This is a genomic window from Inquilinus sp. 2KB_23 (genome assembly GCF_052115705.1).
Taxonomy (GTDB): Bacteria; Pseudomonadota; Alphaproteobacteria; order DSM-16000; family Inquilinaceae; genus Inquilinus; species Inquilinus ginsengisoli_A.
The window spans coordinates 96,376-110,494 of record NZ_JBFRHF010000024.1 but is presented as its reverse complement, the minus strand read 5'-3'; the positions used below and the strand labels follow the sequence as shown (position 1 = coordinate 110,494).

16 protein-coding genes and 1 tRNA gene are annotated in these 14,119 nt (G+C 68.7%); 9 read left to right on the top strand and 8 right to left on the bottom strand.

Annotated features, from left to right (window positions below; genetic code table 11):
- Window positions 1–23 precede the first annotated feature (23 nt).
- A tRNA-Ser gene (locus tag AB4112_RS26695) sits at window positions 24–113 on the bottom strand.
- Between the two features lie 298 nt (window positions 114–411).
- Between AB4112_RS26695 and rplU the strand changes: the two genes are divergently transcribed.
- From rplU to AB4112_RS26670, 5 genes are all read left to right on the top strand, one after another.
- On the top strand, window positions 412–729 hold the full coding sequence (gene rplU, locus AB4112_RS26690; protein WP_309802108.1) for a 50S ribosomal protein L21: 318 nt from the start codon (window positions 412–414) through the stop codon (window positions 727–729).
- 15 nt (window positions 730–744) lie between these two features.
- Window positions 745–1,011 (top strand): 50S ribosomal protein L27, encoded by a 267-nt coding sequence (gene rpmA, locus AB4112_RS26685; protein WP_309802109.1) that lies wholly within the window; start codon window positions 745–747, stop codon window positions 1,009–1,011.
- A gap of 164 nt (window positions 1,012–1,175) precedes the next feature.
- Window positions 1,176–2,240, top strand: coding sequence for a GTPase ObgE (obgE, locus tag AB4112_RS26680; RefSeq protein ID WP_441724039.1), 1,065 nt, complete (start codon window positions 1,176–1,178; stop codon window positions 2,238–2,240).
- Window positions 2,241–2,373: 133 nt separating this feature from the next.
- Window positions 2,374–3,228, top strand: a complete 855-nt coding sequence (locus AB4112_RS26675) for a diacylglycerol/lipid kinase family protein (protein WP_441724037.1) — start codon at window positions 2,374–2,376, stop codon at window positions 3,226–3,228.
- Complete coding sequence (locus AB4112_RS26670) at window positions 3,225–4,058, top strand: inositol monophosphatase family protein (protein WP_441724035.1); 834 nt, start codon at window positions 3,225–3,227, stop codon at window positions 4,056–4,058. Before AB4112_RS26675 ends, AB4112_RS26670 begins: the two co-directional genes overlap by 4 nt.
- Before the next feature lie 25 nt (window positions 4,059–4,083).
- Here AB4112_RS26670 and AB4112_RS26665 read toward each other — a convergent pair whose 3' ends face one another.
- A complete protein-coding gene (locus AB4112_RS26665) occupies window positions 4,084–4,431 on the bottom strand; it encodes a gamma-glutamylcyclotransferase family protein (RefSeq protein ID WP_441724033.1) in 348 nt (115 codons plus the stop codon).
- A gap of 160 nt (window positions 4,432–4,591) precedes the next feature.
- On the opposite strand from AB4112_RS26665, the gene proB reads away from it, so the two are divergent.
- Window positions 4,592–5,707, top strand: coding sequence for a glutamate 5-kinase (gene proB, locus AB4112_RS26660; RefSeq protein ID WP_441724031.1), 1,116 nt, complete (start codon window positions 4,592–4,594; stop codon window positions 5,705–5,707).
- 108 nt (window positions 5,708–5,815) lie between these two features.
- Window positions 5,816–6,280 (top strand): DUF1203 domain-containing protein, encoded by a 465-nt coding sequence (locus AB4112_RS26655; RefSeq protein ID WP_309802119.1) that lies wholly within the window; start codon window positions 5,816–5,818, stop codon window positions 6,278–6,280.
- 8 nt (window positions 6,281–6,288) lie between these two features.
- Here AB4112_RS26655 and AB4112_RS26650 read toward each other — a convergent pair whose 3' ends face one another.
- Window positions 6,289–7,044, bottom strand: coding sequence for an AraC family transcriptional regulator (locus AB4112_RS26650; protein WP_441724029.1), 756 nt, complete (start codon window positions 7,042–7,044; stop codon window positions 6,289–6,291).
- Between the two features lie 107 nt (window positions 7,045–7,151).
- Here AB4112_RS26650 and AB4112_RS26645 point away from each other — a divergent pair, with 107 nt between their 5' ends.
- A complete protein-coding gene (locus AB4112_RS26645; RefSeq protein WP_441724027.1) occupies window positions 7,152–7,562 on the top strand; it encodes a nuclear transport factor 2 family protein in 411 nt (136 codons plus the stop codon).
- A gap of 28 nt (window positions 7,563–7,590) precedes the next feature.
- Here the strand turns inward: AB4112_RS26645 and AB4112_RS26640 are convergent, their stop codons facing one another.
- From AB4112_RS26640 to AB4112_RS26630, 3 genes are all read right to left on the bottom strand, one after another.
- Window positions 7,591–8,505: a 1-acyl-sn-glycerol-3-phosphate acyltransferase gene (locus tag AB4112_RS26640; RefSeq protein WP_441724025.1), complete on the bottom strand. Its 915-nt coding sequence runs from the start codon at window positions 8,503–8,505 to the stop codon at window positions 7,591–7,593.
- Window positions 8,506–8,655: 150 nt separating this feature from the next.
- Entirely contained in the window at window positions 8,656–10,278 is a 1,623-nt protein-coding gene (locus AB4112_RS26635; protein ID WP_441724023.1) for a long-chain fatty acid--CoA ligase, read from the bottom strand.
- 121 nt (window positions 10,279–10,399) lie between these two features.
- Window positions 10,400–10,918, bottom strand: coding sequence for a cysteine dioxygenase (locus tag AB4112_RS26630; RefSeq protein WP_441724021.1), 519 nt, complete (start codon window positions 10,916–10,918; stop codon window positions 10,400–10,402).
- A gap of 134 nt (window positions 10,919–11,052) precedes the next feature.
- Here AB4112_RS26630 and AB4112_RS26625 point away from each other — a divergent pair, with 134 nt between their 5' ends.
- Entirely contained in the window at window positions 11,053–11,613 is a 561-nt protein-coding gene (locus AB4112_RS26625; RefSeq protein WP_441724019.1) for an Lrp/AsnC family transcriptional regulator, read from the top strand.
- Between the two features lie 249 nt (window positions 11,614–11,862).
- Here the strand turns inward: AB4112_RS26625 and AB4112_RS26620 are convergent, their stop codons facing one another.
- Together AB4112_RS26620 and AB4112_RS26615 are read right to left on the bottom strand one after the other, a co-directional pair.
- A complete protein-coding gene (locus AB4112_RS26620; RefSeq protein WP_309802131.1) occupies window positions 11,863–13,077 on the bottom strand; it encodes a sensor histidine kinase in 1,215 nt (404 codons plus the stop codon).
- Window positions 13,078–13,258: 181 nt separating this feature from the next.
- Window positions 13,259–14,053, bottom strand: coding sequence for a response regulator (locus tag AB4112_RS26615; protein WP_441724017.1), 795 nt, complete (start codon window positions 14,051–14,053; stop codon window positions 13,259–13,261).
- Between the last annotated feature and the right edge of the window lie 66 nt (window positions 14,054–14,119).

Sequence of the window (14,119 nt, the reverse complement as noted above, 5' to 3'; positions counted from 1 at the left end):
GTCATCTGCTCTTGGAAGGAAAGTGGCGGAGAGGGTGGGATTCGAACCCACGGTGCCCTTGCAGACACAACGGTTTTCGAGACCGTCCTATTCAACCACTCTAGCACCTCTCCGCGAGGCGCGGCGGGCGGTGCAAGCACCCCCTCCGCGTGGTCGGCGCGGACCATAGTCGAGAGCGTCTGGCCATGCAAGCATGGATCGCGGGCCCGGCGCGGGGTCGCGCGCGGGCGAATTTGGGGCGGTCTGCGGGCGCTTCCGGCCATTCGTCGTTGACAGGCGGACGGTCCTGACTATAGTGCCGCGTTCACGGACACGGGTGCCGCCGACCGTTTCGGCTGGCGCCCGTGCGCGTTTTTGATCACCTGAGGACACTCCGCGAGGGGGCTCCTCGCAGTCCACGGCAGCCTGACCATGTTCGCAGTCATCCGTACCGGCGGTAAACAGTACCGGGTCGCCCCCGAGCAGCTTGTCACGGTGGAGCGTCTCGACGCCGAGCCGGGTGCGTCCATCACCCTCGACGAGGTCCTGATGCTCGGCGGTGGCGAGACCGCCATCCAGATCGGCACGCCGATCATCGCCGGTGCTTCGGTGACCGCCGAGGTGGTCGAGCAGACCCGCGGCCCGAAGATCATCATCTTCAAGAAGAAGCGCCGCCAGAATTATCGCCGGAAGAAGGGTCATCGTCAGGACCTGACGGTGCTCAAGATCACCGCCATCGCCGGCGCGTAAAGAGGAGATCGAGAGATGGCACATAAGAAAGCCGGTGGTTCGTCGCGCAACGGTCGTGATTCGGCTGGCCAGCGCCTCGGCGTGAAGCTGTTCGGCGGCCAGACCGCCGTTCCGGGCAACATCATCATGCGCCAGCGTGGCACCAAGGTTCACCCGGGCGTCAATGTCGGCATCGGCAAGGATCACACGCTGTTCGCGCTGGTCCCCGGCACGGTGCAGTTCAAGCTCAGCCGTGGCCGCATGACGGTGACGATCGCCGAGCAGGCGGAAGCCGCAGAGTAAGGCCTCGCCCCCATCGGGGGCTTGAGGCATGGGTTCGGGGGACGGGGGAATGGGCGACCATTCCCCCGTTTCGCGTTTGATGCGACAAGAGAGGGCGGCGGTCCCGGCGGGGCCGGCGCTGGACTCGAGATGGTCAGCAGCGTGCGGGTGAGAGCGGTCCGGTCATGAAGTTTCTCGACGAAGCCAAGATCTTCCTGAAGAGCGGCGACGGTGGGAATGGCTGCGTCGCGTTCCGGCGTGAGAAGTTCATCGAATTCGGCGGCCCCAGCGGCGGCGACGGCGGTCGCGGCGGCGACGTCTGGGTCGAGGCGGTGGATGGGCTGAACACCCTGATCGACTATCGCTACCAGCAGCATTTCAAGGCCGATCGCGGTCATCACGGCATGGGCTCCGACCGCTTCGGCGCCGCCGGGGCCGACGCCGTGCTGCGCGTGCCGGTCGGCACCCAGGTGCTGGACGAGGACAAGGAGACGGTGCTGACCGACCTGACCGAGGTCGGCCAGCGGGTGCTGCTGCTCAAGGGCGGCGACGGCGGCTTCGGCAATGCCCATTTCAAGACCTCGACCAACCGCGCCCCGCGCCGCTTCGATCCCGGCTGGCCGGGTGGCGAGCGCTGGGTCTGGCTGCGGCTGAAGCTGATCGCCGATGCCGGGCTGGTCGGGCTGCCCAATGCCGGCAAGTCGACCTTCCTGGCCGCCACCAGCGCCGCCAAGCCGAAGATCGCCGACTATCCCTTCACCACGCTGCACCCGAATCTCGGCGTGGTCCGCACCGACGACCACGAGTTCGTGCTGGCCGACATCCCCGGCCTGATCGAGGGTGCGCATGAGGGCGCCGGGCTGGGCGACCGCTTCCTCGGCCATGTCGAGCGCTGCGGCGTGCTGCTGCACCTGGTCGACGGCACCAGCGAGGACGTGGCCGAGGCCTACCGCGTGGTGCGCGGCGAGCTCGAGGCCTATGGCGGCGGCCTGGCCGGCAAGCCGGAGATCGTCGGCCTGAACAAGATCGACGCGCTGGACGACGAGACGGTGGCCGAGCGCCGCAAGGCACTGGCCAAGGCCGCCGGCCGCGGCGCCGTGGTGGTGACCCTGTCGGGCGCCACCGGCGGCGGCGTCCATGCCGTGCTGCGCCTGCTGTGGACCCGGATCGTCGCCAGCCGTCCGGCCCCGGCGCCGGAAGAGTCCACGCCGCAGGACATCAACCCCTGGGCGCCGCCGGAATCCGACTGAGCATTGCGAGGCGCCGGAATCGGCGATCCGGCCGCCGGCAACCGAGGTTGAATCTGCCGAAGCGGGGCGAGCAGAAGCGGGGCGAACGGAACCGGTGGGGCCTTCGGCTCATTAACCGGGCATGGATGTCTCGTTGTTTCACAATCCCAAGGCAGGCGATGGCGACTGGTCGCCCGGCCGGCTGATCCGCCTGCTCGAGATGTCCGGCTTCGCCCCGGCGCATTACTCGACCCAGACCAAGAAGATCGAACAGGCCCTCGAATCGCCGCACAAACTGGTGGTGATCGCGGGGGGCGACGGTGCCGTCGCCGAGATCGTGCTGGCGCTGCACGGCCGACCCCACACCATCGCCATCCTGCCCACCGGCGGCTCGAACAACATCGCCCGGTCGCTCGGCCTGCTCGATACGCCGCACCACCTCGTGGCGGGCCTGGCCGATGCCCGGAAGGCGAAACTGCATATCGGCTTGGTCAAGGGGCCGGAATGGGCCCGCAACTTCGTCGAGGCGGTCGGCGCCGGCCCTTTCCCGACCGCGATCCGGCAGAGCGTCGGCGCCAAGGAGCATGGCACCGACCTGGCCGAAGGGCGGCGCGCGGATCTGGCCCGGATCGTCGCCGACTCCAGCCCGGTAGGCTGCAGCGTCACCATCGACGGCCGGCGGCTGCGGCAGCCGGCGCTGATGCTGGAGATCATGAACATCCCGATGATCGGGCCGAACCTGCGGCTGGCCCCCGAGGCCGATGGGGAAGATGCGTCGCTGGTCGTGGCCTGTCTTCCGGTGGCCAAGCGCAGGGCCATGCTCGCCTGGCTCAAGGATCCCGAATCGTCGCCGTCGCCATTGCGGCGCATCAAGGCGCAGCGGGTGGAGATCCATCCCCATGGCGAACCCCTGCACATCGACGACGCGCTGATCGAGGGCGGCGAGGCGACACTGATCGTCTCGCTGGAGCCCAAGCCGCTGACCGTGCTGATCCCGAGGGACGCATGACCGACACGGACAATCCCGAACTGCCCGCGGCGCTGCTGCGGCAATTCGAAGAGACCGCGGTGGAACTGGCCCGGCTGGCGGGGGCGGAGATCGTCAGCGCCCTCGGCCGCACCCTCAACATCCGCTACAAGACCAGCGCCGACCCCGGCCACGACCTGGCCTGGCGGGATCCGGTCTCGGAGGTCGACCACAAGGTCGAATCGGTGATCCGGCATCGCCTCGGCGAGCTGTTCCCCGATCATGGCATCATCGGCGAGGAGATGGAGGACGCGCCGGCGGCGGCGGACTGTCCGGTCTGGGCGGTCGATCCGATCGACGGCACCACCAACTTCATCAACGGCCTGCCCCTGTTCGCCGCTTCGATCGGCGTGCTGCACCGCGGGCGGCCGATCGTCGGCGCGGTCTGGTGCTCGACCACCCACGCGCTGCGGTCGGGCATCTACCATGCCTGCAGCGGCGGGCCGCTCAGCTTCGACAGCGCGGCGCTGGAGGTCGGGCCGAATCCGGCGGTGCGCCGGCGCCTGGCGGGGGAACCCAACCTGGATCACGACCACGACCTGATCTGGGATGTCCGCAAGACCGGATCCGCCGCGATCGAATGCGCCTTCGTCGCCGCCGGGCTGCTGGAGGTGGCGCGGTTCGAAAGCCCCAATGTCTGGGACGTCGCCGGCGGCATCGCCCTGGTCTCGGCCATGGGCGGTGCTGCGTACACCTCGTCGGACGGCGAATGGGGCCGGTTCGCCGGCTTCGGCGACCATCCCCGCAGCTGGCGGCAGCCGCTGATCGTGGGGGGCGAGGCCGCCGCCCGCCGACGCACCGAAGCGGCGTGACACCCGACCAGGGATCAGGTCCCGCTCAGCCTTTGACGTAGACCCAGGCGTCGCTGCCGGATTTCAGCCGGACCAGGATCCGTTTGTAGTCCGACACCTCATAGGCATCGGCGGCGGCGAGCTCGGTGCCGGTGATGCGGAAGGCCATCCCGGACACCTCGTCCGCCGGGTCCCCGCTGGGCTCGACGATCGGGTGGAAGCGCTTGCCGCTGGTGCGGATCACCTCGGGATCGGTGATCTCGATCTCGCCCTGCCGCCAGCCCGGCATCGCGTCCGGCGTCCCCGCCAGTCGGCGGCCGAAAGACGTCAGCTGGACGTTCTCCTGCTGCAGCGTGCCGTAGGAGAACAGCAGGATGGTCGCGTCCTCGGTCATGGGTCGTCTCCGCCTGAACCCCGGCCGGCCCCGGCCGTCCGCGTCGCGCCCGGATCATATCCGCGGCGGCGCGAGGCCGGGAGGGGGCGCGGAACGGCTTTGCGTCGCAGGGCGGACGGGCTAGGAAGAGGACCCGTCCTTCTCGCCGCCGAATGCCTCCATGACCGCTTCCCTCGCCCAGGCCCGCCGCATCGTCGTCAAGGTCGGGTCCGCCCTGCTGGTTGATCAACGCACGGGGCAGTTACGCCGCGCTTGGCTGGATGCGCTGGCCGACGACGTCGCCCGCTGCCGGGCGCGGGGGCAGGAGGTGGTGATCGTCTCCTCCGGCTCGATCGCGGCGGGGCGCGAGCATCTCGGCCTCAAGGGCAGGGCGCTGCGGTTGGAGGAGAAGCAGGCGGCCGCCGCCACCGGCCAGATCCGGCTGGCCCATGCCTATCAGGAGACGCTGGCGCGGCACGACATCACCGTGGCGCAGATCCTGCTGACGCTGCAGGACACCGAGGACCGCCGCCGCCACCTGAACGGCCGGGCGACGATCGAGACGCTGCTGCGCCTCGGCGCGGTGCCGGTGATCAACGAGAACGACACGGTGGCGACGGCGGAGATCCGCTTCGGCGACAACGACCGGCTGGCGGCGCGGGTGTCGCAGATGATCTCGGCCGACACGCTGGTGCTGCTGTCCGACATCGACGGGCTCTACACCGCCGACCCCAAGCGCGACCCGTCGGCCACCCTGATCCCCGAGGTGCGCGAACTGACACCGGAAATCGAGGGCATGGCCGGCGAGGCGCTGCCCGGCTATTCCTCCGGCGGCATGGTGACCAAGCTGGTGGCCGCCCGCATCGCCATGGGCGCCGGCTGCCGCATGGTGATCGCCATGGGCAAGGAGGCGTCGCCGCTCGCCAGGATCGAATCCGGCGCGCCCTGCACCTGGTTCGTGCCGGGGGCGGAGCCGCGCACCGCGCGCAAGCGCTGGATTGCCGGGTCGCTGAAGCCGGTCGGCGCGGTGGTGATCGACGCCGGTGCCGCCAAGGCGCTGGCCGACGGCCGCAGCCTGCTGCCGGCCGGGGTGACCGGGGTCGAGGGCAGCTTCCGCCGCGGCGATGCCATTGCGGTCAAGGACGGCGAAGGCCGGGTGCTGGCGCGCGGCCTCTCGGCCTATGATTCCGACGACGCCAGCCGCATCCGCGGCCACAAGAGCCGCGAGATCGAGACCATCCTCGGCTATCGCGGCCGCGACGAGATGATCCATCGCGACGACCTCGTGCTGGGGTAGGACGCTGATCCCGCGTGACGGGGCAGACAATCGCATTCCCATCGCAAGAAACGGAGCGCATCCGGCGGCGACAACGACCATCTTCCGGTTGCAGACCAGGAGGATCAGATGTCCGATTTCCGCTGCGTCCCGATTCCCGCCGAGGTGGGAGGGCGCTGGAGCCGCACCGGCGTGGACGACAATGGCAACCAGCTGCGCCGGCTTACCGTCGACGGCGCGCCGTGCCGGCATTGCCTGCGCGATGCCGCGGCCGGCGAGGAATCGCTGCTCGGCTCGTACCGGCTGCCGCGGCCGCAGGGCATCTACTGGACCCCGAGCCCGATCTTCGTCCACGCCGAGCCGTGCCGGCCTTTCGAGGCGATCAACGAGGTCGCGCCGATCGTGCGCAACCGGCTGGTGTCGGTGCGCGCCTACGACCGCGACGACCAGTGCATCTACGATCTCGGCCATGTCGCCGACGGCAACGAGATCGACGAGGCGCTGCTGCGTGCGCTCGATGATGCGCGCACCGCATTCGTGAACATCCACACCGCGAAGCCGGGCTGCATGCTCTGCCGGGTGGAGCGCGCCTGAACCCGATCTCAGGCTGAGGGGGCTGCGTCCGGCCGATAGGCCGTCGGCGGCACGCCGATGATCTTGCGGAAGGATTGGCTGAAGGCGCCGACGCTCGCATGGCCCAGGGTCAGGGCGATGTCGGTGACGCTCTGCCCCTCGGCCAGCAGAGCGATGGCGGCGATGACGCGCCGGCGCAGCCGCCATTGCCCGAGCGACAGCCCGGTCTCCTGCCGGAACAGCCGGGTCAGGCTGCGCCGCGACAGCGCGAAGTCTCGGGCCAGGTCGTCCAGGCCGCGCCGCTCGGCCGGGTCCGCCATCAGGGCCGCGACCAGCTTCAGCAGGCGCGGGCTGCGCGGCAGCGGCAGGTCCAGCGCGTCCTGCTCGGTAGTGGCGATCTCGTCCAGCAGCACTGCCAGCAGGTGCTCGGTCCGGTCCACCGGCGCGTCGGCGGCGGCGTCGCCCAGGCGCTCCAGCACCGCCGCCAGTAGGGCGGTGCGGCGCAGCAGGGCCGGCGCCTCGGGCAGGCCGGCGCAGCGTGACGCCGGCAGGTAGGCGCCGAGAGCCCTCAAGCGGCCGTGGCTGACCGCCTCATGCTGCAGGCCGGGCGGGATCCAGGCGACATGCCCGGCGGGCATCGCCCAGGTGCCGCTTGCCGTGGTCAGCAGCAGGGCGCCGGCGGCGACCAGGAACACCTGCGCCCGGTCATGGCCGTGGGCGGGTGTGCGGTGGCCGTCCTCATGCTGCAGCCGCAGCGGGGCGAAGGGCAGGTCACGGTCGGGCATGCGGCCTCCGCTTTGGCCCGATAGGAACGAACGATGGCCCTTCCGCGCCAGCGGGCCAACTGGAATGGTCCTAGCATCCGGCCATCCCCAGCGGAAAGAGAGATCGGATGTCCCTGTTCATCACCCCCTGCGACGGCGCGGAGCTGAAGCGGCGGATCGCCCGGATGCTGCAGGCCGTGTTCGCCGACCCCGACCGGATCCCGGAATTCTTCACCGACGACTACGAGCAGGTGACGGATGGCGAACACAGCGACCGCGCCCGCTTCGACGCCCATGTCCGGCACGTCGCCGGGGCGGTGCGGTCGATCGCGGTCACCGTGCTCGACGCCGTCCGCCAGGGCGACGCCATCGCCGACCGGCATGTGGTCGAGGTCACCCATGCCGACGGCCGGCAGGCGGCGATCGAGGTCTATCTGTTCGGCATCCTGCGCGATGGCCGGCTGGCGCAGGTCAACGAGGTCACCCGGGTGCTGTCCGGCACCGAGGCGCTGCGCGAACTGGCGCGGGCGGTGGGGTGATGTTCTATGCGGGCCCTCTCGCCGTGAATCATGAGCCTGGTTCACGGTGAGGGAGCAAGGCGGGCGACAGTTCAAACACGCCGCGATGCAACCGCTGCAACAGCGCCTTGCGGTCACGCAATGGCGCGAGTTCTTCCCAGTCGAGCAGACGCCCTATCCGCGTCTCGATCGACTTGCCTGACAGGTGCGTGAATTCGCGTATCAGCAACGAAAGCCGCAGCGTCAGCGATAGCTTGCCGATGATCTTGGCAAGACGATTGTCGCGCTCGGTCAAATTCATCGCTCGACTGACAAGATGAAACAGGCGGCCGTTCTGGCCCGAGAAATGCACGGGAACGACTGCCGCCCTCGCTTCCTGAATAAGACGTGCAGCGAAGATCTTCCACGGCAGGTCCTGGGCCCCGCCGAACACATTCGGTGCGGTGGCGACGCCGCCGGCAGGAAACACAACGATCGTCACGCCCTGCTTCAGAAGGCGCAGCGCTTCATTGCGCATCGCGAGGTTGTTTTTGACAGCCTCTTTGGTTTCTGAAAAATCCACCGAGAGCGAATAGGCTTCTATCTCCGGCACCTTCAACAGGTCGGACGCGAGCATGACGCGGAATGGCCGGTCCAATTGTTCGGCCAGCGATAGAATGGCAATCCCATCGCCGATGCCGAACGGATGGTTGGCCAGGATGACCAACGGCCGGTCCGGCAAATCACGTGGCGGCCATTGGTCGGGGGTCCGAACGCTGACATCGATCAGCTCGAGCATGCGGGAAAACACGCGATCGCCGGTCGGCACGATATCTTTGCGCCAATGATCGTAAAGCGCTGCAAACCTGTCACGCCCGGACAGCCCCTCGACCGTCCGAATGAACCAGCGCTGCACCGCGTGTTGGCTTGGATTGGCGTAAGAAAGCTCGGGGAACGGCCGTTGCCGGATCTTCAACTTCATCATGTGGCCGCTCTACACCGGTTCCATGACAGGCGAATGAAGGCAGTGCGCGAACTGGCACGGGCGGTGGGGTGAGGGGCAACGCCGGCATCACGTCCCCTGTCATTGCCGGGCTTGACAGAATGGGAGGGGCCGTGAGAGGCGGGAGCCGACCTACGGTGAGAGATGGTCCCGATACCGTTTCCGCAGCTCGGTCTTCAAGAGCTTGCCGGTGGCGGTGTGGGGCAGTTCGTCGACGAAGATGACGTCGTCGGGCCGCCACCATTTCGCGACCTTGCCGTCGAACCATTCCAGGATCTCGGCCTTGGTCGGGGTGGTGCCCTCGGCTGCGACCGCGACCAGCACCGGGCGCTCGTCCCATTTCGGGTGGCGGGCGCCGATCACCGCGGCCTCGCGCAGCTTGGGGTGGCCGATGGCGATGTTCTCCAGGGCGATCGAGCTGATCCATTCGCCGCCCGACTTGATCACGTCCTTGGCCCGGTCGACGATCTCGACATAGCCGCTCTCGTCCATGGTGGCGACGTCGCCGGTGCGGAACCAGCCGTCGGCGGTGAAGGCGGGGTCGTCGTCATGGCCGAAATAGGCGGCGGCCACCCAGGGGCCGCGCACCAGGATCTCGCCGAAGGCGACGCCGTCCATCGCCACCTCGCGCCCCTCGGCGTCGACGATGCGCAGTTGCACCCCGGCGACCGGGCGGCCCTGCTTGCGCTTCAGCCTCAGCCGGTCGGCCGCGCTCCAGCCGGCCTGCTCGCGCTTCGGCGTGTTGTAGAGGCCGATCGGGCTGGTCTCGGTCATGCCCCAGGCGTGGTCGACGCAGGCGCCGTAGTCGCGCTCCAGCGTCTCGATGATCGGCAGCGGGCAGGCCGACCCGCCGATCAGCAGGCGCGGCGGCTTGGCGAAGCGGCTGCCGGTCTCGCGCAGGTGGTTGAGCAGGCCGAGCCAGATGGTGGGCACCCCGGCCGACAGGGTCACCCCGGTCTCCTCCATCAGCCGGAACAGCGAGGCGCCGTCCAGCCGCGGTCCCGGCAGCACCAGCGACGCCCCGGCCAGCAGCGCCACGAAGGGGATGCCCCAGGCGTTGACATGGAACATCGGCACGACCGGCATGACGGTGTCGACCGAGCGCAGCCCGAAGGAGTCCGGCTGGTTCGCGCCATAGGCGTGCAGCACGCAGGAGCGGTGGGAGTACAGCACGCCCTTGGGGTCGCCGGTGGTGCCGGAGGAGTAGCAGAGGAAGGCGGCGGTGTTCTCGTCGAATTCCGGCCAGTCGAAGGTCTCGGCGTGCCCGGCGATCAGAGCCTCGTAGTCCAGCACCTCGAAGCGGGCGGCAAGGGTGGCGGGCACCGTCTCGGCCGGCGGCTCCAGCAGCACCAGGGTCTTCAGGGCCGCCGGCACCCGGTCGCCGATCGCGCACAGGATGGGCAGGAACATCGGGTCGAGGAACAGGTGGGTATCGCCGGCATCGTTCAGGATGAAGGCGATCTGGTCCGGGAACAGCCGCGGGTTGACGGTGTGGCAGACCGCGCCGATGCCGGCGACGCCGTAATAGAGCTCGAGATGGCGGTGGTCGTTCCAGGCCAAAGTGGCCAGGCGCTCGCCCCGGGCGATGCCGCGCGCCGCCAGGGCATGGGCCAGCCGGGCGGTGCGGGCGGCGAGTTCGGGGTAGGACAAGGCGGCGGTGCTGCCGTCGCGGCGCTGGGTGGTGATCCGCGCCGCGCGGTGGAAACGCTCGGCGTAGCGGAGCAGGTGGGTGACCAGCAGGGGGCCTTGCTGCATCCGGCCGAGCATCCGATCCTCCCTTGTCGTGGCGGGTCGCGCCGCCTTCGGCAGAGGATAGGGGGAAACTCCGGTCGGCCCCAACCGGGAAACGCCGTCGCCGCGGCGGCGTGAGGGGTCCTCAGGCCGGTGCGAGCAGGTACTCCCGGTCGACGGAGGAGGCGTGCACCCGGGGGTCGTAGCCGTAGATGTGCAGCGAGATCGCGACCCTGTCGCTGTCGTTGACCATCTGATGGATGTTCGGGTGCGTCGTCGCCAGGCTCGCGATGTCGCCCGGCTGGTGCATGGCTTCCCAGGTCTTTGCCACCCGGATCCCGTCGAAGGCCCGGAAGCGGATCTCGGTCAGGTTGCCGCGGATCAGGCCGAAGGCGCAGGCGCAATGGTGGTCGTGGATCGCGGTCCGGGCGCCCCTGTCCCATACCATGGCCCACACGCTGGTCCCGGCATCGCTCCACAGCAGGTTGCGGGCGTAGGTGCCGGGTTGGCGTTCCAGGTCGAGATCGCAGATCAGCCCGGGATGCGCCGTGAAATGCTCCAGCATCGCCTGCGGTGATCCGCCGAAGTCCGGCAGGGTCTTCAGCCTCGGGCCGCTCCGCTGGGCGGTGGACTGGAAAGCTTCTGTGACAGCTGTGTGGTTCATGGTCCGGCCTGCCTCTCGACGCATGAGAACAGCGTAGGCCCGGCCGGTGGGAATCAGGTTGCGTTGTCGCCGGACGTCGACGCGTCGATGGCAAGCGGCTTTCGATTTTTGCCGGTTTGGTAGAATGTATTTCTATGTTTGACTTCTTGGGTGGTCTTTCCTACTCAGGATGGAGGTCGTTGCCGTCGCACAAAGGAGTTCATGCCGTGACCGCGCCGACGCCGCTCAAGCTCGACGAGATCGACCTCAGGATCCTGAAGGCGCTGCAGACCGATGCGACGATCGCGCTGGCCGACCTCGCGGTGAAGGCCGGCATCTCGGCCACGCCGTGCTGGCGCCGCGTGCAGAAGCTGGAACAGGCGGGCATCGTCCGCAGGCGCGTGGCGCTGCTCGACAAGGCGGCCCTCAATGTCGGCGTGACGGTGTTCATCGCCGTGCGGACGAGCCAGCACACGGTCGAATGGCTCGATCGCTTCAGCAGTGCCGTGCGCGACCTTCCGGAGATCGTCGACGTCTATCGCATGAGCGGCGAGATCGACTACCTGCTCAAGGCCTATGTCGCCGACATCGCCAGCTATGATGCGCTCTATCGAAAGATCATCGCGCGCATCGAGCTGGCGGATGTCACCTCCATGTTCGCCATGGAGGAGATCAAGTCGACGACGGAGATTCCGCTGACCTTCGTCAGTCCTTGACCGCCGTCATCCACACAAAAACAAGCCGCGGGGGACCGCGGCTTGGTTAAGGTCGTTAGGAAGCGGAAGGGTGCAGAAGGTACTGCACGACCGACTATAGCATGAATTCAGCAAGAGTGGAGCGTTTTTATAAAGGATCGGCGCGAGACGATTGATCGATAAAGACAATTTGCCATACAATTCGCTTGTTGCGAGTGATCAATACTATAGGGGCCAAAGTTAATCTGAATTATTTAAGTCGGTTCTGTATCAGTCTGATTCGGAACGGTTTTTAGAGGACTCTTTGGGCATGGGGAGGGTCAGCATCGTCCGGGTGCCGCCGTCGCGGGCGACCGCCAGCGTGCCGTCCAGCCGGCGGGCCATGGCCTCGACCAGGGTCATGCCCAGGCCGCGCCGCGTCACCTCGTCGGCGCGGCCGTCATCGACCACGGTCAGGACCAGCTGATCGGCCTCGGCGCGATGCAGCGACACCGCGATCCGGCCGCCCTGGCCGTCGTGGAAGCCGTGCTTCAGGCTGTTGGTCACCAGCTCGTTGACGATCAGGCCGAGATGGATGGCGCTGTCCAGTGGGATCGGCAGGGGCGGCGCCTCGACCGCCAGCGCCACCGGTCCGGTGGTGGCGGCGAAAGCCCCCTGCAGATGGGCGCACAGCTCATGGACATAGCCACCGGCATCGATATGCGACAGGTCCTGGGACCGGTAGAGCTTCTGGTGCACCAGGCTGAGCGACTGGATGCGGTTGCCGACCACCGCCAGCTCTTCGCGCACCGCCGGGTCCGAGGCGCGGGAGGTCTGCAGGTTCAGCAGGCTGGCGATGATCTGGAGGTTGTTGTTGACGCGGTGATGCACCTCGCGCATCAGCACGTCCTTCTCCTCCAGGCTGGCGCGCAGCGCCCGCTCGACCTCGCGCAGCTGGGCGTTGGCGGCGATCAGCTGCTCCTCGCGCTGGCGCAGCTCGGTCAGGCTGGCGATCTGCTCGATGGTCTGCCGGTGGACCTCCTCGAACGGGTCGACGCCGGTCTCGTCGGCCAGCGCCGCCATGGTCCGGTGCGCCAGCGCCGCCGGGTCCTGGCCGGTCGCGGCCTGCGCCAGCTCCTTGCGCATCACCAGCCGGACCACGCCGCGGGCGTGGCGCAGCTCTACCCAGTCCATCAGGGCGCGGACCGGCGTGGTGTCGAGGCGCGAACGCTGCAGCGGGCTGCCCTGTGGGCCCAGGGTGCGGCGTGGCGCGGCCAGCACGATCTCCAGCGCCGCCGGTGGGCCGCCCAGGATCAGGAGCGACAGGTTGGCCTGGCCGAAGCGGGCCAGGAAGCTGCGGGTCATGGCCGAGGCCGCGGCGACGATCCGCACCCGGTCGCGCCCGTCGAAGCCCAGTTCGGTGGCCACCAGCCGGACGCGCTGCCGGGCGGTGATGACGTCGCGCTCCTCGCGGGTGTCGATGGCGGTGATCAGGGCGCTGGTCATGCGGCCCGGCCCCATGTCTGATCCGCTGGCATGACACTCCCCCCGCCGATGATCGCGAAGCAGGGACGGCCCGGATCACGCCGATCCAGGGCCGGAGATGGGGCGATCACCGTCGGGGGGGAAACAGGCAAAACCCTGAAATGATCCATCCGGCGGGACCCCGGCCGGCGCATGGCCGCGGTCACGCCGCTGGCAGCGGGGGGTGCATGGCCAGCGCCTGGCCGATCACCGAGACCAGGGCATCGGGCTTGAACGGCTTGGTGACCACGAAGGTCGGCTCCAGCCGCTCGCCGGTCAGCAGCCGCTCGGGGAAGCCGGTGACGAACACGACGGGCACCGAGATGGCGCGAAGGATGTCCTGCACCGCGGCGATGCCGCTGTCGCCGCCCTTGAGCTGGATGTCGGCCAGGACGATGTGGGGCGCCGTCCGTTGCGACAGCGCCAGCGCCTCGGCATGGTCCGCCGCGGTGCCGCAGACGGTGTGGCCCATCTCCTCGACGATCCGGGCGATGTCCATGGCGATCAGCGGCTCGTCCTCGATGATCAGGATGCGGGCCGGGTGCTGGCGCTGCATCTCCTTCCGGGCGGCGTCGAGCTGGTCGCGGACCTCGGCCTCGGGCAGGTGCAGGATGTAGCCGACATCGGCAAAGGAGAAGCCCTCGAGCGAGACCAGCAGCAGCACCTGGCGCTGCACCGCCGACAGGTGCGACAGCCGCGCCTCGACCGGGATCAGCCCTTCCAGCGCCGGGACGCCGTCGCCGCCGGTGGCGTCGAGCAGGGTGCAGACGTCATGGAACACGGCGAACAGCTGGGCCCGCAGGTCGCCGTCCGGCGACACCCGCTCGGGATCGGCCAGGATCGCCTCCAGGAACACCCGCATATACTGGTCGCCGCGCTCCTGCGACCCGACCAGGGCCCGGGCGTAGCGCCTGAGGTAGGGCAGATGCTTCAGGATTTCCTTGGAAGTGCCGGTCATCGCGTCCACCTTGCCGAATTCGTATATGCTGGCCCGTCGGCTGCTATGCTTAGCGGCCGGAGACCG